The sequence below is a fragment of the Methylocystis sp. WRRC1 genome (assembly GCF_020733155.1).
Lineage (GTDB): Bacteria > Pseudomonadota > Alphaproteobacteria > Rhizobiales > Beijerinckiaceae > Methylocystis.
The window spans coordinates 1,480,818-1,503,316 of the sequence record NZ_JAJFZJ010000001.1 but is presented as its reverse complement, the minus strand read 5'-3'; the positions used below and the strand labels follow the sequence as shown (position 1 = coordinate 1,503,316).

Sequence of the window (22,499 nt, the reverse complement as noted above, 5' to 3'; positions counted from 1 at the left end):
ATCTCCGCAGCTTGACCGAAATTTCAGCTCGGACTTGACATCGCTTTTCAGCATTCCGGCGCGGGAAATGGCGCGTCGCCGGTTGTTCGGCGCGCGCCTGCGTGAGACTGTCGCGCCGAAATGAGCGCGGACTCGACAGACGGATTTCTCGACGGGCGCCTGCGTTTGCGGCAGGGGCGCGGCCATCGCGCCGGCACCGACGCCGTGCTGCTCTCCGCCGTTACGTCCCCCGGCGAGACGGGCCTGATCCTCGATGTCGGCGCCGGAGCAGGGGCCGTCGGTCTGATGGCGGCGGTCCGCGCGCCGGGCGCGGCGGTCGGCCTCGTCGAGATCGATCCGGGCGCGGCCGCGCTCGCCCGCGAGAATGTCGCCGCCAACGGGCTCGCTGACCGCGTTTCGGTCTTCGAGGCCGACGTGACCGCGCCCGGCGCCCGCCGCGCCGCCGGATTGTCCGACGAAAAAGCGGCGCTGGTTCTCACCAATCCGCCCTTTTACGAGGTGGGCCGGGTGCGCGTGACGCCTGACGCGGCCAAGGCACTGGCCCATGTCGCGGCCGTCCCGCTCGCCGGCTGGACGCGCGCCTGTCTCGCCCTTCTTGCGCCGGGCGGAACATTCGCCATGATCCATCGCGCCGAGGCGTTGGCCGACTGTCTTGCGGCGGTGGAGGCAAGGCTGGGGGCCGTTTCCATCCTCCCCATTCTCCCTCGCGCCGGCGCGCCGGCAAGCCGTATCCTGCTTTGCGGCGTCAAGGGCTCCAGGGCGCCGCTCTCGCTCCTCGCGCCTTTCGTCCTCCATGGCGCGGACGATCGCTTCACGGAGGAGGCGGAGCGCATGAATCGCGGCGAGACGGGCGTCTGACGGACGCCTCGGCCCGCACGTGCGCGGACCTTCTAGAATTCCGCCCAGTCCTCCTCAGGCGCCTCGCTGAACTTGCGGACGGCGCCGCCTCCGTTCTCACGCGCCATGGTCTTGAGGGCCGGCGTTGCTCGCGCGCCGCTCACCGACGCAGGCGCGGCCCGGACTTTCGCGCCGGTCGACTCACGTCCCGTGACGGCGAAACTGTCGACCGCCTGCACGAGCGACGCCGTTTCTGATCTCAACTGCGCGGTCGCGGCGTTCGTCTCCTCGATCATCGACGCGTTCTTCTGCGTGTTCTCCTCCATCCGGTTGAGGGCGGAGTTGATGTGGGAGAGGGTCGTCGCCTGTTCCTTCGCGCCTTGCGCGATCTCCGCGACGACCCTGTCGATCTCTACGATCTGCGTGACGATTTTTTCGAGCGCGCTCGTCGTTTCGCCGACGAGCTGAACGCCCTGCGAGACTTCCGAGGAGGATGTCGCGACCAGTTCCTTGATCTGCTTGGCCGCCTCCGCCGAGCGTTGCGCGAGCGCCCGCACTTCGGACGCGACGACGGCGAAGCCCTTGCCGGCGTCGCCCGCGCGCGCGGCCTCCACGCCCGCGTTGAGCGCGAGGAGATTGGTCTGGAAGGCGATCTCGTCGATGACGCCGATGATCTGTCCGATGCTTTGCGACGATTTTTCGATGCGCTCGATCGCCTCGACAGCTCTGTGGACGACTTCTCCGCTGCTCCTGGCGTCGGACTTCGTCGTACTGACGATGACGCTCGCTTCATGGGCGTTCTCGGCGGCGCGTTTTACGGTCGAGGTGATTTCCGCGAGCGCCGCGGTCGTTTCCTCGAGGCCGGCTGCCTGCTCCTCCGTGCGTCCCGAGAGATCGTCCGTCGCGACGGAAATCTGGCCGACCGTCGCGTCGATCGTCCTTGCGCCATCGACGACTTTCAGCATGGCCGATTCAAGTTGCGCGAGCGCCGTGTTGAAATCCTCCTGAAGCTGACGATAGGCCTCGGGCGCGTCGCCCGTCATGCGGAAGGACAGGTCTTTCGTCGAGAGTTTGGCCAGTCCCGCGCCGATCGATTGCGAGACCAGCGCGCGTTCGCGCCCTATCGCCTGTTCCTCCGCCTGGCGGCGTTCCTGTTCCGCCGCCGCCTGGGCGCGAAACGCCTCTTCCGCGCGGGCGTTCGACGCGCGCGCTTCCGCCGCGGACTTTTCCGAGCGGGCCAGCAACTGGCTCGACGCGGTGAAAATATTGTCCAGATTGATGCAGACCCAGATCAGCGCGCCAGCCTCCGCGACGAGGATGACAGCATGCAGCAGGACGCGGCCCAGATCCGCCGAATCCGGAAAAACGGCCAGGGGAAAGAGATAGTTCAGCGCAAGATGATGAACCGCGACGGTCGCCGCCGCCGCGAGGATCGCGACCCAGTCGGCATAGGCGATGAGCAGCGCCAGCGCCGCGAAATAGGCCATGTGGAGATCGATTTGCCACGATCCGCCATTCGCGACCAGCAAGGACACCTGACCCATCAACGCCACGCCTGAAAGCGCGCGCCCGAGCGTCGTTCCGCCCAGGAGCGCCCCTGCGATCGTCGCCAGCGCCGCGCAAGCGCAGGCGCCGACAAGCGAGCCTCCCGTGAAAAAGCTCTCGGCGACGACGATCGGCGCCATCAACCAGACGACAACGGCGATGAACGGACCGGCGGCGCGCCGTTGCGCCTCCATCGTGTCGAAAAAAATCTTCATGTTTTTCCCTTGGAATTTTGACGCCCGCCGCAGGCTCCCGCGAAGGGCGCGTTGAAAACGAGGAGCGCGCCCGCCGCCCGCAACCGTTCCGACATGCTCCCCGCGTCGCCGCGCAGGACCACGATCGAATGCAGTCGTCCGATCCACGCCACTTCGCCGACGCTCGCCGCCGAGAGGATCGGGCGATCCGGCTCCAGCCAGGGCGGGAACAGGGCGACCGTGAATTCGGAGCGGGAGGAACCGAGTCCCGCCGCCAGGGCCAAAGTCGCCAGAATGGCGGCCCCGACGCTCACAACGGTTGCCGCGATCTCTCTGCCCGTCATCGAATCCGCTATTCGGCAAAGGGGTTGCGTCCGCGCCTCAGGCGCGGCTGCGGGAACGCAGAAGCGCCGAAGCGTCGAAAGCGACCAGGATGGAAAGGGGGGACATTCCGGTTGAGCCGGAGCGGTCGGGGCGGCGTCATGCCTTCGGGGTTCGCGAAAGGGCGAACGCCGACCGATTGGCGGCATCCTAGGCGGCGACTGCTGGATAATTGCTTAACAGGAATTGTGACCCGCGCGGCTCCGCGGCGTGGATGGTGAATCGACAATATGTCGCAGGGTTTCCTTCGAAGTGTAACGAACTGGTTCAAAGCCGCTTAACTTCAGCTTTGCTATTCGCATCAACGTTGAAAATAAAGGGGATGCGCAAATGCCGATCATGAATTGGGACGATACGCTGGACGTCGGGGTCGAGGCGATGAACAGGGAGCATCGCGATATTCTCGATGCGATGAACCGGATTTTCGACGCTCACGCGGCTGGCCAGACGGGCGAGATCATCAACAGGCTCGTCGCGCATCTCGGCGATGTCACCACGCGTCACTTCGCTGATGAAGAAGGCTTCATGGCGCGGACGGGATTTCCGGGGTTGAAGAGCCACAAGCTCATTCACGAACAATTGCTGCGGGATTTCTCGACCCACGCCGGAAGGATCAGGGCGGCAGGCGGCGTCGCGAACGACGATTTCTTCGGCTTCCTGAAGCGCTGGCTCGTCGCCCACATCAAGGGAATCGACGTCAAATACGGCGTCCACTGCGGGGCCGCCGCCTGAGCCGCCGCGCCCGCGCCCGGCGTCGCTCGGGCGGCGCCGCGCCTATTTCGAGAGATGGCGCAAGACGAATGCTTTCAGCTCGGCATAATGCCGGGCGGATTCCGGCGTATTGAACAGTTTCGCATAGTCTGCATGCGCGATGCCTTCATAGACATGCAGATCGGCGTCGACGCCCGCCTCGCGCAGCTTCGCATGAATCAGCACGGTGTCGCTCAGCAACAGGTCGCGCGTGCCGGTGACGAGATAGGTCGGCGGAAAGCCGCTCACATCGGCGCGGATCGGCGAGAGATAGGGATCGTCATAGCTCCTTTCGCCCGCATAGATCTTCGCAGCGCCGGCGATGAGGCCGTCCCATGTCAGGCCGGGGTCCACGCCGTCGTTGAGAAAGCGGCTGTCGCCCGTCTTGTTCATGTCGACCACCGGCGTTCCCGCGAAAATGGCGGCGGGAAGCGGCAGGCCGAGGTCCTTCAGCCGCAACGTCGCGACCAGCGCCAGATTGCCGCCAGCCGACGTGCCGCCCATGACGATCCGCGCGGGACGGCGGGTCTTCACGATGTCGGCGTAAACCGCGACGATGTCGTCCATCGCGGCCGGCGCCGGGAAGTCGGGCGGGCGCCGGTAGTCGATCGAGATAACGGGAACGCCGAGCTTCGCCGCGATCTCGACGCCTTCGCCCACCGCGGCCATGCCGCCGTTGAACGCCCATGCGCCGCCGTGAATATGCAGGAAAAGCTGGTTCCTGTGCTCCGGCGCGATCTTCGGCGGGGTGAGGCGGTAGACCTTCACGCCCGCGATCGCGTCTTCCGCGACCGCGACGCCGGTGATCTTCGCCATATCCTGCGAGAGCTTCGCCCCCTCGGCGTCAGCGGCCGCGATCTGCGCCTTCCATTCCTCGGTCGTGGCCGGCGCTTTCCTCGCGGCGGAGAGGTCGGGCGTCGGCATGGCGGCGAGCGTCTTGCGCAGCGCCTCGCTGGCATTTGCGGGCGGCGGCAGGCTGCGCGGACCGATGGACCAGACATTCTCCTGCGCGCGGGCGCCGCCGACGAGGAGACACAGGGAAACGACTGCGCAGCGCGCCGCCTTCGCGCGCGAAGCCTCTCTCGACACCATCACAGATGCGCCACGACCGCTAGCCGCCTGACCTCGCCATTCTTGTAGGCGCGCAGGAAGGCGTTGTAGTCGCGGAAGGAGACGCAGCCGTTCGAATCGCCGTTGGGGCCGAGCATGAAGGTGTGCGCCAGCAGCCCGGCGCGGCCGTGGATCGCTCCGGCGCCGCCGACGGGATTGAGGCGCAGGGCCTCGACGCCATGGAACAGCGCCTCGCGCGGCGTCAGCTCATAGACATGCGGCGGCGTCGCGCCGCGCATCCGCACATGGACGTAGCGCGGGTCGTCCAGCATGGCGCCGAGGCCCGAATGCGCCTCGAGCCGCTGGCCGTTGGGGAGGTAAACCGTGCGCGCCGAAATGTCGTAGACGGCGGTCAGGCGGTCGTAACGCGCGGCCGGATTGACCGGCGCGACGGCGCTGTGCAGGCCGCCGAACAGCCCGCCCGCATCCGGCGCGGCGTAGGCGAGCGCCTGAGGCGCGCGGCGGCTGACCGACTGGGGCACCGCCGCCTGCGGCGCGCCGCCGAACAGACGCTCGAAAAAGCTCCGCCCGTCCGAGGGCGAGGCGGGAACGACGGTGGTGCGGGCGATCTGGCGCGGCGGCTGCGCGGGAAGCGCCAGACGGGTCGGAGCGACGGGGGTCGGCTCCTGCTGCGGCTCCGGGCGGCGCGCGACAACGCTCTGCTCCGGCGCGCGGCTCGCGACGCTGTATTCGGCTGGCCGGCGCGGCGGCAGGGGCGTGTCCGCCGCGGCTTCGGGCGCCGTCTCGACGACGGCGGCGGTCGGCACATTCTGCAATTGCGCGGGCCGCACGGGGGGCGTCGGCGCGACGAAAGCGGTCTGCGGCTTCACGCCCGCGCCGCGCGGCGCAAAGGCTGTCGGCTTATGCGGGCCGAGATCGGCCAGCAGCGAGCCGCGAAGGAGGGGAGCGCTCGCCTGCGCGGGCTTGGCGTCCGGCGCGGCGTCGGCCGTCGCGCGCGGGAGAAGCAGGACGCCCGCCGAGAGGCTGAGGGCGAGGGCGCCGAGAGCGGGGATGACCCGGGGAAGTCTGCGACGGGCAGAAACGCGAGGATACAAGACTTCGTTACGCATACGCTACGGATAGCGCGCATGAATTGAGGAATAGTTTCCAAAGGCTTTTGCTCGACCCGATGATTTGCTGCAAATTGTCGCGGACGTTTCACTGGACTCCGATCACGCGGATGAAAGTTCGGCGCACGCCATGGTTTCGGCTCCATGAAGGGACGGCTGTTGACCGGCGTCCTTCGCCGGCAATAACTTGCGCGCCAATTCTCGATCAGGAACACTCCATGCCCGCCGCCGACTCCGCCTATCTCTCCCCCACGCGCTCCTTCCAGGGCCTGATTCTCACCCTGCAGAATTTCTGGGCGGCGCAGGGCTGCGTCATCGTGCAGCCCTATGACATGGAGATGGGCGCGGCGACCTTTCATCCGGCCACCACGCTACGGGCGCTGGGGCCCAAGGCGTGGCGCGCGGCCTATGCGCAGCCCTGCCGCCGGCCCAAGGACGGGCGCTATGGCGAGAACCCCAATCGCGTGCAGCACTATTATCAGTTTCAGGTGATCCTGAAGCCCTCGCCGCCGGACCTGCAGGAGCTCTATCTCGCCTCGCTCGCCGCCATCGGCCTCGATTCGCGCCTCCACGACATCCGCTTCGTCGAGGACGACTGGGAGAGCCCGACGCTCGGCGCCTGGGGGCTTGGCTGGGAGTGTTGGTGCGACGGCATGGAGGTCTCGCAGTTCACCTATTTCCAGCAGGTCGCGGGCTTCGAATGCGCGCCGGTCGCGGGCGAACTCACCTATGGGCTGGAGCGCCTCGCCTGCTATCTGCAGGGCGTCGACAGCATCATGGATCTGAATTTCAACGGCCGCGAAGGGGCGGAGAAGGTCACTTACGGCGACGTCTTCCTGCAGGCGGAGCAGGAATATTCGCGCCACAATTTCGAGGCCGCCGACACGTCGAAGCTCTTCGAGGATTTCAGGGACGCCGAGGCGGAATGCGCGCGGCTGCTCGAATTCGGCGCGGGCTCCGGCGACGAGAAGCACCTCATGGCGCTGCCGGCCTATGACCAGTGCATCAAGGCCAGCCACGCCTTCAACCTGCTCGACGCGCGCGGCGTGATCTCCGTCACCGAGCGGCAGAGCTATATTCTGCGCGTGCGCGAACTCGCCAAGGCCTGCGGCGCCGCCTGGCTGCGCACCGCGGGCGGCGGCGCGAACGGCTGACCCGCCCAAAAAAGCTAAAAAATTTATTTACCGCCGCGAACAATTGTCGCAGCCGCGCGTTTTGTGTGCAGTCAAGCTTGCGTAAGGCGGGCTCGCTCGCCAATTCGCAAGTAGACAGCTCGTCATGAGCGCTGGCGCACATCGCGTCCCGGCGTTCCGCGGCATAACGGCGGGCGAGACGGGTTAACCGTCTCGCGGCGCTGAGCAAAAAGCGACGCGGAGCGCGCTCGTTCGGGGCCTTTCAGGAACCCGGGCGACCGGACGGGCGCGCGTCTTGACTTTGTATCGCGTTTGTTCCATTCATGTTCTGTGTTTGCTCCCGATCGCTGGGGTCGTCATGCAACGGTTCGCCACTCCGATTTCATCGTTGCGCATTGGCCGCAAGTCTCCGTCCGCGCGTGGCCAGGAGCTTGATTCTCTCGTCGAATCAGACGTCCTGCGCAATCGCTTCTTCTCATGGCGCGGTCTCTCCGGCCAACGTTACGTCTGCTCGGTGTTCCAGAGCGGGGAGGAAGGCTTCATCGCGGATGTGACGAGCGGGATCGTCATCGGCGTGGCGCGGGAGGGCGTCTCGGCGCGGCCGGTCTGCGTGTTCCAGGCGAGAGAGGGGGGCGCGCGAGGGTCGCTGCGGGAGATGGCGCGGCAGCTGCGGATCTCCGAATGGCATGTGCATTTCACTACCGATCCCGAGGCGCTGCGCGATCTCGCGGGGTCTCTGTTGAGTTGAGTCGTTGCGTGCGTCCGGTGCGTTGCGTCGTTGCGTGAGCGTTGTGACGGCGTTTCATTGGCCGGGGCTCGTCCCCGGCCTTTTTTGCGCCGGTCAGAGCGGCGCCGGCGCCATCCTGCAGGACGCGCCGTCGAGCCGCTTCACGATTTCCGCCAGCTCCGCGTCATGGATGTCGAGCTGCAGCAGATGCTCATATGTGTTGCGGACATAGGCGGGGTTGTCGCCGTTGACTCCGACTCCCTCGGCGATCAGCCGGGTCATCTCCTCATAGGGCAGGCGGCCGGCGTATTGGCAATGGCTGCGGTCGACGACATAGGCCAGCGCGTTGGCGCAGCCGCCTTCCGCGAAACGCACGCCCACCGTCTTTTCAAGATAAACCGAGGTGACGAGCTCCCGCTCGCGAAGATAGGCGACGGTCTTTTCGCGATCACGGCCCGCGACGCGGAACGCCACGCCCTGGCACGAGCCGCCGCGGTCGAGGCCGAGCACGAGACCCGGCCGCTCGGGCGTGCCGCGGTGGACATGGGAGAAAATGCATAGGGATCGGTGATAGCCGTGGACCCATGCCAGCGCGCTCTCGATGAAGTCGAAGCCGGGCCGCCACATCAGCGAACCATAGCCAAAAACCCAGAGGTCGTCGTCGCCGGTCAGGTCCAGTGAGCCCATGCCTTGCCGTGTCGTCCGCGCAAACATGACAAAGAGGGAGGTGATTCGCCCTCTCGTCCCGCGCCTATTTTTTCGGGCCTTGTTGCGCGGCGCAACAAAAACCTGTGGAGAAGCGTCGCAACCGCCCATGGATCGGCGATCGGGGGCGGCGTACCCACAACATATTGCGGCCGATTTCTTGCTTTCACCATTCTTTTGTGGCGCTCTGATCCCATGAAATTCGAGCGCCTTCGCCTTCTGGGTTTCAAGAGCTTCTGCGAACCGACCGATTTCCTGATCGAGCCGGGCCTAACCGGCGTTGTCGGGCCGAACGGCTGCGGCAAGTCGAATCTCGTCGAGGCGCTGCGCTGGGTGATGGGCGAGAACTCTTACAAGAACATGCGCGCGTCCGGCATGGACGACGTCATTTTCTCGGGCGGCGGCTCGCGTCCGGCGCGCAATTTCGCGGAAGTCGGCCTCGTCCTCGACAATTCGCAGCGCTTGGCGCCGGCGGCCTTCAACGACTCCGATTCGATCGAGGTCACGCGCCGCATCGAGCGCGAGCAAGGCTCGAACTATCGCATCAACGGCAAGGAAGTGCGCGCGCGCGACGTGCAACTGCTCTTCGCCGACGCGGCGACCGGCGCGCGCTCGCCCTCTCTCGTGCGGCAGGGTCAGATCGGCGAGATCATCTCGGCCAAGCCTCAGGCGCGCCGCCGTATTCTCGAGGACGCCGCCGGCGTCGCGGGCCTCCATTCCCGCCGGCACGAGGCGGAGCTGCGCCTCAACGCCGCCTCGGAAAATCTCACGCGTCTGGAAGACGTGCTGAAACAGGTCGAAAGTCAGTCCGACAGTCTGAAGCGCCAGGCGCGGCAGGCCTCGCGCTACCGCGACCTCGCAGCGAAAATCCGTCAGAACGAGGCGCTCGCCGCTCTCGTCTCCTATCAGATCGCGACCGACCAGCTGCGCGACGCGGCCGAGAAGCTCGAGGCCGATCTGCGCAATGTTCAGGCCCGCACGCTCGAGCAGGCTGAGGCCGCGAAATTCCAGGCGATCGCCGCCCATGAACTGCCGGCCTTGCGCGAGAGGGAGGCCGAGGCCGGCGCTGCCGTGCATCGTCTCGTCGCCGCGCGCCAGGCGCTGGAGGCGGACGAGCAGCGCGCCAGAGACCGCGTTACCGAACTCACCCGCCATATCGAGCAGTTCGCGCGCGATCTCGAGCGCGAGCGCGCGCTGATCGAGGACGCGGCGCAGGTCGCGCAGCGGCTCGAGGATGAGCGCGAGGAGCTCATCGGCGCCGATTCGCAGGATGGGGGCCGCGAGCAGGAAGCTCGCGAGCGCCTCGCCGAAATCGAGTCGGCGCTCGCCGAAACGGAGGCCGCGCTCGGCGACGCCCAGGAACAGCTCGCTGGCGTCAACGCCAGACGCGCGGCGATCGAAACTGCGCTGCGTGACGAGAATCAGCGCGTCGCCCGCTTCGAGGCCGAACTGACCCGGCTCGATACGGAATTCGCGCTCATCGCGGGGCAGGGCGGCGGCGCCGAAGAAGCGGCCCGCCTCGCCGAAGCTTTCGAGATGGCGGTCGAGGAGGCGCGGGCCGCGGACGAGACCGCGCAGATGGCGGAGGAGGCCCAGCGCGACGCGCGCGAGGCCGAGTCCGCCGCGCGCCAGCCCATGGAGCAGGCGACGTTGCGCGCGCAGCGGCTCGAAACGGAGGTCCGCACGCTCGAAAATCTCCTGCAGTCGGGTTCGGGCGGCCTTTGGGCTCCGGTCGTCGAGAGCGTGACCGTCGAGAAAGGTTACGAGACCGCGCTCGGCGCCGCGCTCGGCGACGATCTCGACGCCTCGGCGGAGACTTCCGCGCCGGCCCATTGGGCGCTCACCTCGGACGCCGGCGATCCGGCCCTGCCCAGCGGCGTGCGCCCGCTCGGGGAGATGGTTCAGGCCCCGGCCGCGCTGCGCCGCCGTCTCGCCCAGATCGGGGTCGTGTTGCGGGGCGAGGGCGAAAGTCTGCGCAAACTGCTGAAGCCCGGCCAGCGGCTCGTCTCCAGGGAAGGCGATCTGTGGCGCTGGGACGGATTCACTCAGGCCGCCGAGGCGCCGACCGCCGCGGCCCGCCGCCTCGTCGAAAAGAATCGCCTTGAAGACTTGCGCGCCGAAGCGGAGCTTGCCCGCGCGCAGGCGGATGCGCTCTCCGAGGAGCTGGAGGCCGCCCGCGAGGCCACGCGCCTCGCCGCGATGGCCGACGCCCAGGCGCGCGACGCGCAGCGCCGGGCCCGCGTCCGGCTCGAGGAGGCGCGCGAGCGCCACAGCGCCGCCGAGCGCCGTCAGGCGCAGATCGGCCAGCGCCTCTCCGCTCTGGAGGAGGCCAAGGCGCAGACTCTCGCCAATCGCGACGAGGCCGTGCAGAAGCGCGACAGTCTCGCCGCCTCGCTGGACGCGCTCGAAGAGCCGGCTTCTATCGCCGGCGCGCTGGAGAGCCTGCGCAGCCGGGCCATGGTCGAACGCGCGCAGGCCGGGGAAGCCCGCGCAGCTCTCGCGGCCCTGCGCCACGAGGTCAACGCCCGCGCCTCGCGCGTCGCCGCCATCACCCGCGAGATCGCCTCGTGGGCCGAGCGCCGCGACCGCGCGCAGGACCGGATCGGCGAACTGGAGGAGCGCCTCGAATCGGCGCGCGAGGAGCAGGAGCGCCTCGCCGAGTCGCCCGACGCCTTCGTGCAACAGCGCCGCGCGCTGATGAATGCGCTGGAGGAGGCCGAGGCCGCTCGCCGCGACGCCTCGGACGCCCGCGCCGCCGCCGAGACGCGGCTTGCCGAATCCGATCGCGCCGCCCGCGCCGCGCTCGACGCGATGAGCGCCGCCCGCGAGGAAAAGGCGCGAAGCGAGGCGCAGCTGGAAGCCGCCAGACAGCGCGCCGCCGATGTCGAGCGCGCCATCGCCCACGACCTCGAATCGACGCCGGCCGCGCTGGCTGAACTCGCGGGGATCAGGGAGGGAGACGAACTCCCCGAGATCGCCGAAATCGAGAAGCGTCTCGAAGAATTGCGCGGCGATCGCGAGCGGCTCGGCGCCGTGAATCTGCGCGCCGAGGACGAACTCACCGAGGTCGAGGCGCAGCGCGAGAAGATGATGTCCGAGCGCGACGACCTCAACGAGGCGATCAAGAAACTGCGCTCCGCGATCGCGAGCCTCAACAAGGAAGGCCGCGAACGGCTCCTCGCCGCCTTCGACAAGGTCAACGCGCATTTCAAGGAGCTGTTCACGCTGCTCTTCGACGGCGGCTCGGCGGAATTGCAGCTCGTGGAAAGCGACGATCCGCTGGAGGCCGGCCTCGACATTCTCGCCCGCCCGCCGGGCAAGAAGCCGCAGACGATGACGTTGCTTTCGGGCGGAGAGCAGGCGCTGACGGCCATGTCGCTGATCTTCGCGGTGTTCCTCACCAACCCGTCGCCGATCTGCGTGCTGGACGAGGTGGACGCGCCGCTCGACGATTCGAACGTCGAACGCTTCTGCGACCTTCTCGAAGAGATGCGCAAGAAAACCGACACGCGCTTCGTGACCATCACCCATAATCCGATCACCATGGCGCGAATGGATCGGCTGTTCGGCGTGACGCAGGCCGAGCGCGGGATTTCGCAGCTCGTCTCGGTCGATCTGGAGCAGGCGGAAAAATTCGCGCTGGCGAGCTGATCCCGCGCCTCGTCCCGGCGCCATTCGATTCGGCCGTTTTTTCTTCAACGCGGCGTCGCGCGATCGTAGCAATCCGGCCGCATGCTGGCGCTCATGGACTGGCGCGAACCTGTCATCGACTATTGCGAGCGCCAGAGCGGCGCTTTCTGGGCGGAGCCGCTCAATGCGCTGTCGAACGCCGCATTCCTTTTGGCGGCGGCGGCGGCCTTGACCATCTGGCGCCGGCAGGGGAAGGCCGATTACCCCGCGCTCGCGCTGATACTGGCCACGGCCGCCGTAGGCGTCGGAAGCCTCATTTTCCATACGGTTGCGACGCGCGGGGCCATGCTGCTCGACGTCATCCCGATCTCGCTATTCATCTATGGTTATTTTCTGCTGACCCTGCGCCGGATGTTCGGCCTCGAAACGCCTGTGGCGGTCGGGATCACGCTCCTCTTCGCCCTGGGCTCCTATCGGGTCGACGCGTCAATAAAGGGATTGAACGGCTCTGCCGGTTATCTGCCGGCGCTGGCGGCGCTGGCGGTTTTCGCGGCTCTGCTCTGGAGGGCGGGCGGGAGCGATCGGGCTGAAATCATGCGTCGCCGCGGGGCGGCGGCGGTTCTCACGGGGGCGGCTTTCGTGTTCCTTGTTTCTCTCGTCTTCCGGACGATCGATCGCGACATTTGCGCCGCCTTTCCGCCCGGCGTCCATTTCGTCTGGCATGTTCTGAACGCCGTCGTCCTCTGGCTTCTGCTTCGCACGGCCATTCTCGCCGGACCGCGCGCCGCCGCGTGACGCGCCGGCTCATGCGACGCCGAGCCAGAAGGCGAGCGTGCCGGTGGCGGCGTGCGAGGCCACGAGCGGCCAGATGTTCCGCGTGACAAGATAGGCCGCCGCCCAGGCCAGTCCGGCGAAGAACGTGTTCAGCAGCAACAGCGAATCGCCGTAGGCGAAGTGCATCAGCGAAAAAACCGCTGCAGAAAAAAGAACATAGTTTCGCCCGCTCATTTGCGCGCGATCCGCGATCAGTTTTGGAATGGCGCGGCAGACGACTTCCTGACAGGGACTCGACACGAGCACATAAAAAGGAGCGAAGGCCGCCCAGTCGGGCTGCGGCTTGTGGTCGGCGACGAGATTCGCTTCCAGCAGGATCGCGAGGGCAAGGACGAGGGTAAGCGCGGTTCCCCCGACCCAGTGACGGGCGATCCATGGCGTGCTCAGCCCGAGCTCCGAGGAGGAGAAGCCCGCGAGCACGCAAGCGCCAATGCAAACGGCTGAAACGATCAGCAAAGCTTCAAAACGAAGGTCGAACGACAGGGCGCCGGAACGGACCGCGATGGCCGGCGCAAGCAGAAGGAGCGAAAAACCCAACAGCGGCGACATCGCCCGCACATCGCGAAAAAGCGTCATAACGCTGTAACATATTCGTGATCCGGGCCACGCCAAGCGGTTCCTTCATCCGGGAGCGCCGGGACGCTCAGGCCGCGGAGAATTTCGCATCGGGGCGAACGCCGGCCCGCGGGGTGAGGCCCTTACTCCCAGCGACGTCGTCGCGGCGCTTGCTCGCAACCGCACAAAAGTCACCGAGCATAAAAATGTCGCATGCCAAAATCTGTTTTTATTTCAGTGATATACGCTTTCAGGCCGCGCCTTGACTAAAACTTGCCCCGCCCATATGTTGCGCGCGGCTCGAAAGGGTTTGGCCGCAAGGCCGGGTTTTTTCGTCGCCGTCCCCGGAACGACTGGACTTTCACCTCCCGCACCCTCGCGGCCCTCGTTGATTTTTCGCGCGAATTTGCGCGGCGGAGAACGCCGATGAGCGACGAGGAAAAGGAGAATGCGGAGCAGGCGGCGCTCAATGCTCGGCTCGAGCGGCTCGCTGCGGAGTTGCGCAAGCGCGACGAGGAGCAGAGCGCGCAGGAGGCCCCGGTCGAGCGGCGCGGACTCTCACGGGCGCTGAGCGTCGGGCTCAACGCCTTTTCCGAGTTTGTCGCGGCGGTCGTCGTCGGCGGCTTCCTCGGCTGGAAGGCCGATGAATGGCTCGGGACGGGTCCATGGGTGCTGCTCCTGCTGCTTGGCGTCGGCGTGGCGGCGGGGTTTTGGAACATTTATCGCCTGGCGAAGCCGAAAGGCGGGGCCGGCGAGGACAGTTGAAACATGACGCCCTGAAGCGTCGATACAAGGGCCGGGCGGAGACGTCCGGGGCATGACGATGAGCGCGGAAGAAGTTGCCTCGAAGCCCAATCCGATCGAGCAGTTCGAACTGCATCGCTACTTCCCGCACCAGATCGCGGGCGTCGAGACCTCCTTCACCAATGCGTCGCTCTATATGTTGCTCGCCGCGCTGGGCGTCGTGTTGCTGATGGTCATCGCGACCTCGCGCAAGTCGATCGTCCCGGGCCGCTTCCAGGCGCTCGCCGAGATGCTCTACGAGTTCGTCGCCAATACGGTGCGCTCGACCGCGGGCAAGGAAGGGATGAAGTTCTTCCCCTTCGTCTTCTCGCTCTTCTCTTTCATCCTCATCTCCAATCTGATCGGCCTCATCCCGTACACCTATTCGGTGACGAGCCAGATCGTCGTGACCGGCGCCTTCGCCCTGCTGGTCATAACGCTGGTGACCGCCTACGGCTTCTACCGTAACGGCCTCGGCTTCATTAACCTCTTCGTGCCGCATGGCGTGCCGCTGCCGGTGCTGGTGATCCTCGTTCCTATCGAGATCATCTCCTTCCTGTCGCGTCCGGTTTCGCTCTCAATTCGTCTTTTCGCCAACATCCTTGCGGGCCACGTGACGCTCGCGGTGTTCGGCGGATTCGTCGTGCTGCTCCTGGCCGCTGGCGGCGTCTATTCGGCGCTCGCGCCGGTGCCGCTGCTCGCGATTGTCGCGCTCTATGCGCTGGAGTTGCTCGTCGCCTGTCTGCAGGCTTTCGTGTTCAGCGTTCTCACTTGCGTCTATCTGAACGACGCGATTCATCCGGGCCACTGATAAACATCCAACAATAAAAGTCGCCCCTCAAAGAAAGCAGGAGAGTAACATGGCTTCTGAAATGCAACTGGTTGGCGCGGGTCTCGCCGCCATCGGCACCGGCGCTGCGGCGATCGGCGTCGGCCTCATCTTCGGCAACTTCGTCAACGGCGCCCTGCGCAATCCGTCGGCGGCCGCCGGCCAGTTCACCAACGCGATCATCGGCGCGGCGCTCGCCGAAGGCCTGGGCATCTTCGCCTTCGTCATCGCGCTGCTGCTGTATCTGAAGGCCTGAGGCTTTCTTGCAATCTTCGCGAGGCGCGCGTCACAGCGCGCCTTGCGTCCGTACGCCCCTCGCAGAGGCGCCTCGCGTTATAGCCGCGCGCCGCGTCGAAGACTTTGGATCATGTCCATGGCGATCATCTCTTCCGCCCACGCCGCCGAGGCCGAGCAGGAAACCCAGGGGACTCACGAGTCCGTGGGCGCGCCGGGTGGCGAAGCCCATCACGAAGGCCTCTTTCCGCCCTTCCAGACCGAGAATTTCGCGCCGCAGCTGGTATGGCTCGTCCTGATTTTCGGCGTTCTCTACATTCTCATGTCGCGCCTCGCGCTGCCGCGCGTCGGCGGCATCATCGAGAACCGCGCGAACAAGATCGCCGCCGATCTCGACGCGTCGCGCGATATGCAGGCGAAGGCCCAGGCCGCCGCCGCCGCCAATGACGAAAATCTTCGTCTGCGTCGCGAAGAGGCGCAAGCGATCGGCCGCGAGGCCCAGCAGAAGATCGCGAATGAGGCCGCCGCCCAGCGGACGCTCGCGGAGACGCAGGCGGCCGAGAAGATCCGGGCCGCCGAGGAGCGCATCGCGAGCGCCAAGGCGCAGGCTCTCGGCAATGTCGAACAGATCGCCGTCGACGCCGCCGCCTCGATCATCGAGAAGCTCGCCGGCGCCAAGGTCGACGTCAACAAGCTCGTCGCCGAATACCGCTCCGCCGTGAAGTCGAACTGAGGAGACGTCGTCCATGCACTTCGATGCAGAATTTTACGTTGCCGTCGGCTTCACGATCTTCGTGCTCGTGCTGCTGTGGGTCGGCGCCCACTCCAAATTTGCGGCGCTGATCGACGCGCGCATCAATCGCATCAAGAGCGAACTCGCCGAGGCCGAGCGTCTGCGCTCCGAGGCCGAGACGCTGCTCGCCTCCTTCGAGAAGAAGCGCGCCGACGCCGAGGCTGAAGCCAAGGCCATCGTCGCGCAGGCGAAGGAGGAGGCGGAGTTGATCGCCGCCGAGGGTCGTCGCCGGCTCGACGAGTTCATGGCGCGTAGCGTCAAGCAGGTGGAGCAGAAGATCGCGCAGGCGGAGGCGCAGGCGGCCGCAGAAGTGCGCGCCGCCGCCGCGGACGCCGCGGTCAGGATCGCCGAGGGCGTGCTGAGAAAGGGCGTCGCCGGCAAGGATTTCGTGGCCGCCGGTATAAACGAGGTCAAGTCGCTCGCTCACTGAAGCGCGCGACGTCGACCGGTCTGAAGAACGAAGGGTCAGGCGCCGCGGCGCCGGCCCTTTTTCTTTTTGCGCGGAGGCTTTTCGATATTTTCTGCGGCGCCCTGTGTGAAGCCGACGAGAATCTCGTAATCGTCCTGGGCGCGCGCGCTCACCACCGGCACGTTGACCGGATCCGCAAGCAGACGGAAATCGGCTCGCGAGGCGCCGCCCGGAATTGTCGCTGTCACCCGGTAGTTTTTCGAGAAGGCGACCGACTCGTCCTTAACGTTCCGCACGATCACCTGCAAATTCGCGCCGTATGAACCCGGCGCGCCCTGCGGGCCGAGGACTGCGCCGCCTTCGACGCCGATCTTGATTGTCAGGCGGTCGCCCTCGACAACGCATTCGCGCGCCGTCGAAATTATCGAGAGCTGATAGCGCACATTCGCGCTGTCGGCGTCCGCCGGAGATCGCAGCATCGCCGCGTCATTCTCGATGAATACGCCCGGACAATCCGGCGTCACGCCGGGCGCGGGCGGCGCGTCCTTCGAGCCGCCGCCCAATATCTGGGGAACGCCGATCTTCGGCAATTCGAAGGCGGCGGCGGCGCCCGACAATGTCGTCGCTACGACAAGGGCGGCAAATCTTGCGCAAGCAGTCGTCATGTCTTTGGAAACCGCTCCGTTACGGCAGTTTGGCGAAACCTTCCTTGAAGCCCTGAAGGGTCAGCGGCAGGCCGATTCCCTCCTCGGGAACCTGATGAATGATGAAGGTCGCCGTCTTGCCGCCCTTCATCTGGTCGATGAGCTTGTCGTCCATCACCACTTCGGCGACGCAACCCGTGGGCAGACATTTCACGAAGCCGGCGCGGCCAATGTCCGTTTCGTCGATTTTCAGACCAAGGCCGTTGGGAAGCAACACGCCGAGCGGCGCGATCACGCGCAGCAGGCGACTCTTGCCATCGCTGGTCTTCAGCACGATGACGACGAGATTGACATTGGTCTTGTCCTCGGCGACGACGCTCTGAATCAGCGCGCATTGCTCGGCGGAAGCGCCCGCCGGTGTCTCGCAGCGGATCTCCCAGTCGCCGAACTTGGATTTGACGACGCCTTGCGCGAGGCTTTCGCCGCCGGAGGCCGCGAGGGTTGCGGCGAAAAGGACCGCGACGGTTTGTCGCAAGGGGGCGCATTTCTTCACTACGCGCAAAAGCTTCATGATCGCTCCAGCAGCAGGTTGCTTCATTCGTCGATCCTGCGACGAGAAACCGGCCAGTTCGCGGCGTCGCGCGGGCCACCGTTGCCTAGCAAATGGCTTTGAACTGTCAAGCTGGGCGGCTGAGGCCGTCCAGGGCTCCCGAACCCTTTTCGCCGCGACGATTTGTCTATGAGAGTCGCGCACTGCAGCAATTGCGCGGGCCGTGCGTTTGTGCTTGAACCGGCTTAAGTCGGGCGACGCGATCTGCGGCGAGCGCGCGCGCGCGAAATTTGCATCAGAATTGAAACAGACTGACTAAAAGGTGCGAAAGGCGACCTGCATGTCCACGGGCAATCGACATATCCTTACGAGCGGAGCGCTTGCGGCCGCAGTTGCGCTCCCTGTCGTTCTTTTCGCCGGCTTCGCCTACGCGCAGGTCGAAGGACAGCCGACTCCGGGCGGCATGGGACTGCCGGCGACCGTCACAGAGGTCGGTCACGAGACGCAGTTCTTTTATAACGGCATCCTGTTGCCAATCATCACTTTCATCGCCCTGGCGGTGCTCGGGCTTCTGCTCTACGTCTCATGGCGTTTCAACGAGCAGGCCAACCCTGTGCCGTCGAAGCTTACGCATCACACGGGACTGGAGATCATCTGGACGCTCGTCCCGATTCTCATTCTCGTCTTTATCTCCATCCCGTCCTTCCGCCTGCTCGCGCATCAGGTCGAAATTCCGGAATCGAAAATCACGATCAAGGTCACCGGCAACCAGTGGTACTGGTCCTACAAATATCCGGAAGATCAGGGCGGCGGGTTCGGCTTCGACCAGCTGATGAAGCCGGAATCGGAATTGCAGCCCGGCGAGCCGCGCCTCCTCGCGGTGGACAATGAGGCGGTCGTGCCGATCAATGAAGTGGTGAAGCTGCAAGTCACCGCCTCGGACGTGATTCATTCCTACGTGATTCCCGCCTTCAGCATCCGTATCGACGCGGTTCCGGGCCGTCTCAACGAGACCTGGTTCAAGGCCGAGAAGGAGGGCGTCTACTACGGTCAGTGCTCCAAGATCTGCGGCAAGGACCATGCCTTCATGCCGTCGGCGATCCGTGTGGTCAGCCGAGAGAAATATGATGAGTGGCTCGCGGAGTCGAAGAAGAAGTTCGCCGCCGCGCAAACGCCGGTGCGGCTCGCCTCTGGCGAGCAGGCCCGCTGAAACCTACGCTAGAGACATCATAAGACTTCGAGGAAAATGACGATGGCGAGTTCGACGACGGCCGGGGCGCACGATCATCCCAGGGGCTTGCGCCGCTTTCTCTTCTCAACGAACCACAAGGACATCGGCACGCTTTACCTGATCCTCGCCGTCATCGGCGGCATGGTCGGCCTGCTGATGTCGGTTGCGATCCGCGCCGAGCTGATGAACCCGGGGATCACGATCTTCCCGGGACTGGCGCAGCTCATCAACAAGGCCGATCCGTCCATGGCCCTGGACGCCGGCAAGAATCTCTACAACGTGTTCATCACCGCGCATGGCGTGCTCATGATCTTCTTCATGGTCATGCCGGCGCTGATGGGCGGCTTCGCCAACTGGTTCGTGCCGATCATGATCGGCGCTCCCGACATGGCTTTCCCGCGCCTCAACAACATCTCCTTCTGGTTCCTCGCGGTGTCGCTGATCCTGCTGGTGATGTCTATGTTCGTCGACGGCGCGCCGGGCATGATGGGCTTTGGCGGCGGCTGGGTGTTCTATCCGCCTCTGTCGTCCAACATCGGCCATCCGGGTCCGGCGATGGATTTCGTCATCCTGTCGCTGCATCTCGCCGGCGCCTCGTCGATCCTCGGCTCGATCAACTTCATCACCACGATCTTCAACATGCGCGCTCCGGGCATGACGCTGCACAAGATGCCGCTCTTCGCCTGGGCCATGCTGGTGACGGCCTTCCTGCTGGTGTTGACGCTTCCGGTTCTCGCCGGCGCGATCACCATGCTGCTGACGGACCGCAACTTCGGCACCATGTTCTATGATCCGGCCGGCGGCGGCGACCCGCTGCTGTTCCAGCATCTGTTCTGGTTCTTCGGCCATCCCGAAGTCTATGTTCTGATCCTGCCCGCCTTCGGCCTCATCAGCCACATCGTGTCGACCTTCTCCAAGAAGCCGGTCTTCGGCTACCTCGGCATGGCCTACGCCATGGTCTGCATCGGCTTCCTCGGCTGCATCGTGTGGGCGCACCACATGTATACGGTCGGTCTGTCGCTGAACGCGCAGCGTTACTTCGTCTTCGCGACCATGGTGATCGCGGTGCCGACGGGCATCAAGATCTTCTCCTGGATCGCGACGATGTGGGGCGGGTCGATCTCCTTCCGCGCGCCGATGATCTGGGCGATCGGCTTCATCTTCGTGTTCACCATGGGCGGCGTCACTGGCGTCGTGCTGGCCAATGCGAGCGCCGACCGTCAGCTGCACGAGACCTATTACGTGGTCGCGCACTTCCACTACACCATGTCGCTCGGCGCGGTGTTCGGAGTCTTTGCGGGCTTCTACTACTGGTTCCCGAAGATGACCGGCTATCTCTACAACGAGACGCTGTCGAAGATTCACTTCGCTGTGCTGTTCATCGGCATCAATCTGACGTTCTTCCCGCAGCACTTCCTCGGTCTTGCGGGCATGCCGCGCCGTTACATCGACTATCCGGACGCTTTCGCGACCTGGAACTATCTGTCGTCGATCGGCGCGTTTATCGGCGCGATCAGCATGGTGTTCTTCTTCTACACGGTCATCGAGGCCTTCCTGAAGAAGCGCGTCGCCGGCGCGAATCCCTGGGGCGCCGGCGCGACGACGCTGGAGTGGACGCTGCCTTCGCCGCCGCCGTTCCACCAGTTCGAGACGCTCCCGCGCATCACGGGCTCGGGACATCAGTAAGAAAAATCCATCGGCGCGGGCTGCGGTCCGCGCCGATGGAAACGAAACGGGCCGCCGAGGCGCGGTCCATGCGACCAGACTGGATCCTGTTGTAAAGCAAGAGCGACCTGACAAGCGATGAGCGACGCTTCCTATCTCGACGAGGGCCGGGCTCCGCAGATACCGATCGCGGCGCCGTCGGATTTCTTTGCGCTGCTGAAGCCGCGCGTGATGTCGCTGGTCATATTCACGGCGCTCGCCGGCCTGCTCCTCGCGCCAGTTCCGCCGCATCCGCTGATCGCTTTCGCCTCGCTTCTCGCCATAGCCGTCGGCGCCGGCGCGTCGGGCGCGCTCAACATGTGGTACGACGCGGACATAGACGCGGTGATGACACGCACCGCGCGGCGTCCGATCCCCGCCGGCCGCCTCGATCGCGAGACCGCTCTCGCCTTCGGCCTCGTGCTCTCCGCTCTCTCCGTCTTCACGCTGGGTTATGTCGCCAACTGGCTGGCGGCCGGGCTGCTCGCCTTCACTATCTTCTTCTATGTCGCCGTCTACACGATGTGGCTGAAGCGCTCGACGCCGCTCAACATCGTCATCGGCGGCGCCGCGGGCGCGCTCCCGCCAATGGTTGGCTACGCAGCCGCGACGGGCGAGATCAGCCTGTCGAGCGTCGTGCTATTCGCCATCATCTTCATCTGGACGCCGCCGCATTTCTGGTCGCTCGCCCTGCTGAAATGCGAGGATTACGGCCGCGCGGGCGTGCCAATGCTGCCGAACGTCGCTGGTCCCGACCGCACGCGCCTGGAGATTCTCGTTTACGCGCTGGTTCTCGCGCCGATCGGCGTAGCTCCCTGGCTTCTCGGCTTCGCCTCGCTCGCCTATGGCGTCGTCGCGATCGCTTGCGGCGTGGCCCTCGTGGCGCTGGCGGCCGTCGTGTTCCGGGAGCGCGAAGGCGAACGCGCGCGCCGCGCCGCGCGCCGGCTGTTCTTTTTCTCGATCCTCTATCTTTTCCTTCTGTTCCTGGTTCTCGTTGTCGAGCGGGGGCTTCACCTCCTCGCGATCGTCTGATCGCGGGACACGCCAAGGGAGCGAGGAGAAATGAACGACACGACGAAAAACGAAGCGGCCGACGGCGTCGTGCTGACGCCCGAGCAACAGCGCAGCCGCCGCGCCCGCAACATCGCCATCGGCGTCACCGTGGCCCTGCTCGCAGCGCTTTTCTATGCGGTCACGCTCGTAAAACTTGGCGGCGCCGTGGCCAACCGGCAGATCTGAGTTCGCAATGAGAGAGTCCGCGCCCACCCCGACCCGCAGACCGCGCAATATCGCCGCGGCGCTCGTCGTCGGGTCCGTGGCAATGCTGGCGCTCTCCTTTGCTTCGGTTCCGCTTTACCGCGCCTTTTGCGCGGCGACGGGTTTCGGCGGCACGCCGCAGACCGCGAAGATCGCGCCGACGAAATCGGGCGAGCGGGTGCTCGCCGTGCGCTTCGACGCCAATGTCGCGCGCGAATTGCCGTGGCGTTTCGAGCCCGAGGTCGCGAAGGTTTCACTGCGCACCGGCGAGACCAAAACCGTCTATTACAAGGTGACCAATCTCTCCGACCACGAGACCAGCGGTCAGGCGGCCTACAACGTCAGTCCGGATCAGGCCGGCGTCTTCTTCGTGAAGATCGCCTGCTTCTGTTTCGAGGAGCAGCGCCTCGGCCCGCAGGAAACGGCCGAATGGCCGGTGGTCTTCTATCTCGATCCCGCGCTCGAATCCGACGAGACGATGCGCCGGGTCGAAGAGATAACCCTCTCCTATTCGTTCTTCCCGACCAAGACGATCGCCAAGCCGAAGGCGAGCGAGGCGGGGTCGGAGAAGCCGAAGTCCTGAACCGAATCCGC

General features: G+C 65.6%; 24 protein-coding genes. 16 read left to right on the top strand and 8 right to left on the bottom strand.

Annotated features, from left to right (window positions below):
• The first annotated feature begins 120 nt into the window (after positions 1-120).
• Positions 121-858, top strand: coding sequence for a tRNA1(Val) (adenine(37)-N6)-methyltransferase (locus tag LG047_RS07350; protein ID WP_227966122.1), 738 nt, complete (start codon positions 121-123; stop codon positions 856-858).
• Between the two features lie 32 nt (positions 859-890).
• Here LG047_RS07350 and LG047_RS07345 read toward each other — a convergent pair whose 3' ends face one another.
• Positions 891-2,597, bottom strand: coding sequence for a methyl-accepting chemotaxis protein (locus LG047_RS07345; RefSeq protein WP_227966121.1), 1,707 nt, complete (start codon positions 2,595-2,597; stop codon positions 891-893).
• Positions 2,594-2,920 carry a hypothetical protein gene (locus tag LG047_RS07340; protein WP_227966120.1) on the bottom strand — a complete coding sequence of 109 codons (327 nt, stop codon included), beginning with the start codon at positions 2,918-2,920 and terminating at the stop codon, positions 2,594-2,596. Before LG047_RS07340 ends, LG047_RS07345 begins: the two co-directional genes overlap by 4 nt.
• 367 nt (positions 2,921-3,287) lie before the next feature.
• Between LG047_RS07340 and LG047_RS07335 the strand changes: the two genes are divergently transcribed.
• A complete protein-coding gene (locus tag LG047_RS07335) occupies positions 3,288-3,689 on the top strand; it encodes a bacteriohemerythrin (RefSeq protein ID WP_036283420.1) in 402 nt (133 codons plus the stop codon).
• A gap of 42 nt (positions 3,690-3,731) precedes the next feature.
• Here LG047_RS07335 and LG047_RS07330 read toward each other — a convergent pair whose 3' ends face one another.
• Both LG047_RS07330 and LG047_RS07325 read right to left on the bottom strand, forming a co-directional pair.
• On the bottom strand, positions 3,732-4,799 hold the full coding sequence (locus LG047_RS07330) for an alpha/beta hydrolase (protein WP_227968449.1): 1,068 nt from the start codon (positions 4,797-4,799) through the stop codon (positions 3,732-3,734).
• Complete coding sequence (locus LG047_RS07325) at positions 4,799-5,872, bottom strand: DUF2778 domain-containing protein (protein ID WP_227966119.1); 1,074 nt, start codon at positions 5,870-5,872, stop codon at positions 4,799-4,801. The genes LG047_RS07330 and LG047_RS07325 overlap by 1 nt, the downstream gene beginning before the upstream one ends.
• A gap of 233 nt (positions 5,873-6,105) precedes the next feature.
• Here LG047_RS07325 and LG047_RS07320 point away from each other — a divergent pair, with 233 nt between their 5' ends.
• Positions 6,106-7,041 carry a glycine--tRNA ligase subunit alpha gene (locus LG047_RS07320; RefSeq protein ID WP_227966118.1) on the top strand — a complete coding sequence of 312 codons (936 nt, stop codon included), beginning with the start codon at positions 6,106-6,108 and terminating at the stop codon, positions 7,039-7,041.
• A 337-nt stretch (positions 7,042-7,378) separates the two neighbouring features.
• The gene (locus LG047_RS07315) at positions 7,379-7,768 is read left to right on the top strand and encodes a hypothetical protein (RefSeq protein WP_227966117.1); all 390 of its coding nucleotides are present in this window, start codon (positions 7,379-7,381) and stop codon (positions 7,766-7,768) included.
• A gap of 93 nt (positions 7,769-7,861) precedes the next feature.
• On the opposite strand, the gene LG047_RS07310 is transcribed toward LG047_RS07315, so the two are convergent.
• On the bottom strand, positions 7,862-8,434 hold the full coding sequence (locus LG047_RS07310; protein WP_036283409.1) for a gamma-glutamylcyclotransferase: 573 nt from the start codon (positions 8,432-8,434) through the stop codon (positions 7,862-7,864).
• A 213-nt stretch (positions 8,435-8,647) separates the two neighbouring features.
• Here LG047_RS07310 and LG047_RS07305 point away from each other — a divergent pair, with 213 nt between their 5' ends.
• Both LG047_RS07305 and LG047_RS07300 read left to right on the top strand, forming a co-directional pair.
• A complete protein-coding gene (locus LG047_RS07305; RefSeq protein ID WP_227966116.1) occupies positions 8,648-12,103 on the top strand; it encodes a chromosome segregation SMC family protein in 3,456 nt (1,151 codons plus the stop codon).
• Positions 12,104-12,184: 81 nt separating this feature from the next.
• On the top strand, positions 12,185-12,877 hold the full coding sequence (locus tag LG047_RS07300) for a ceramidase domain-containing protein (RefSeq protein ID WP_370635021.1): 693 nt from the start codon (positions 12,185-12,187) through the stop codon (positions 12,875-12,877).
• Positions 12,878-12,886: 9 nt separating this feature from the next.
• Here LG047_RS07300 and LG047_RS07295 read toward each other — a convergent pair whose 3' ends face one another.
• On the bottom strand, positions 12,887-13,492 hold the full coding sequence (locus LG047_RS07295) for a CPBP family intramembrane glutamic endopeptidase (RefSeq protein ID WP_227966115.1): 606 nt from the start codon (positions 13,490-13,492) through the stop codon (positions 12,887-12,889).
• A gap of 405 nt (positions 13,493-13,897) precedes the next feature.
• Here LG047_RS07295 and LG047_RS07290 point away from each other — a divergent pair, with 405 nt between their 5' ends.
• The 5 genes from LG047_RS07290 (at position 13,898) to LG047_RS07270 (ending at position 16,540) form a co-directional block, all read left to right on the top strand.
• Entirely contained in the window at positions 13,898-14,236 is a 339-nt protein-coding gene (locus LG047_RS07290; protein ID WP_227966114.1) for an AtpZ/AtpI family protein, read from the top strand.
• Between the two features lie 58 nt (positions 14,237-14,294).
• On the top strand, positions 14,295-15,065 hold the full coding sequence (locus LG047_RS07285; protein WP_036288011.1) for a F0F1 ATP synthase subunit A: 771 nt from the start codon (positions 14,295-14,297) through the stop codon (positions 15,063-15,065).
• A gap of 49 nt (positions 15,066-15,114) precedes the next feature.
• On the top strand, positions 15,115-15,339 hold the full coding sequence (locus LG047_RS07280) for a F0F1 ATP synthase subunit C (protein ID WP_036283401.1): 225 nt from the start codon (positions 15,115-15,117) through the stop codon (positions 15,337-15,339).
• A gap of 117 nt (positions 15,340-15,456) precedes the next feature.
• Entirely contained in the window at positions 15,457-16,050 is a 594-nt protein-coding gene (locus LG047_RS07275) for an ATPase (protein ID WP_036288009.1), read from the top strand.
• 13 nt (positions 16,051-16,063) lie between these two features.
• Positions 16,064-16,540, top strand: coding sequence for an ATP F0F1 synthase subunit B (locus tag LG047_RS07270; protein ID WP_227966113.1), 477 nt, complete (start codon positions 16,064-16,066; stop codon positions 16,538-16,540).
• A gap of 35 nt (positions 16,541-16,575) precedes the next feature.
• On the opposite strand, the gene LG047_RS07265 is transcribed toward LG047_RS07270, so the two are convergent.
• Complete coding sequence (locus tag LG047_RS07265; RefSeq protein WP_227966112.1) at positions 16,576-17,184, bottom strand: hypothetical protein; 609 nt, start codon at positions 17,182-17,184, stop codon at positions 16,576-16,578.
• Between the two features lie 19 nt (positions 17,185-17,203).
• Positions 17,204-17,734: an invasion associated locus B family protein gene (locus LG047_RS07260; protein ID WP_370635068.1), complete on the bottom strand. Its 531-nt coding sequence runs from the start codon at positions 17,732-17,734 to the stop codon at positions 17,204-17,206.
• Positions 17,735-18,053: 319 nt separating this feature from the next.
• On the opposite strand from LG047_RS07260, the gene coxB reads away from it, so the two are divergent.
• From coxB to LG047_RS07235, 5 genes are all read left to right on the top strand, one after another.
• On the top strand, positions 18,054-18,923 hold the full coding sequence (gene coxB / locus LG047_RS07255) for a cytochrome c oxidase subunit II (RefSeq protein WP_036283390.1): 870 nt from the start codon (positions 18,054-18,056) through the stop codon (positions 18,921-18,923).
• A gap of 42 nt (positions 18,924-18,965) precedes the next feature.
• Complete coding sequence (ctaD, locus tag LG047_RS07250; RefSeq protein WP_036288007.1) at positions 18,966-20,630, top strand: cytochrome c oxidase subunit I; 1,665 nt, start codon at positions 18,966-18,968, stop codon at positions 20,628-20,630.
• 117 nt (positions 20,631-20,747) lie between these two features.
• Positions 20,748-21,680: a heme o synthase gene (locus LG047_RS07245; RefSeq protein ID WP_227966110.1), complete on the top strand. Its 933-nt coding sequence runs from the start codon at positions 20,748-20,750 to the stop codon at positions 21,678-21,680.
• Positions 21,681-21,710: 30 nt separating this feature from the next.
• Positions 21,711-21,887, top strand: a complete 177-nt coding sequence (locus tag LG047_RS07240) for a hypothetical protein (protein WP_192815601.1) — start codon at positions 21,711-21,713, stop codon at positions 21,885-21,887.
• Between the two features lie 7 nt (positions 21,888-21,894).
• Positions 21,895-22,488: a cytochrome c oxidase assembly protein gene (locus LG047_RS07235; RefSeq protein ID WP_227966109.1), complete on the top strand. Its 594-nt coding sequence runs from the start codon at positions 21,895-21,897 to the stop codon at positions 22,486-22,488.
• Positions 22,489-22,499: the final 11 nt, after the last annotated feature.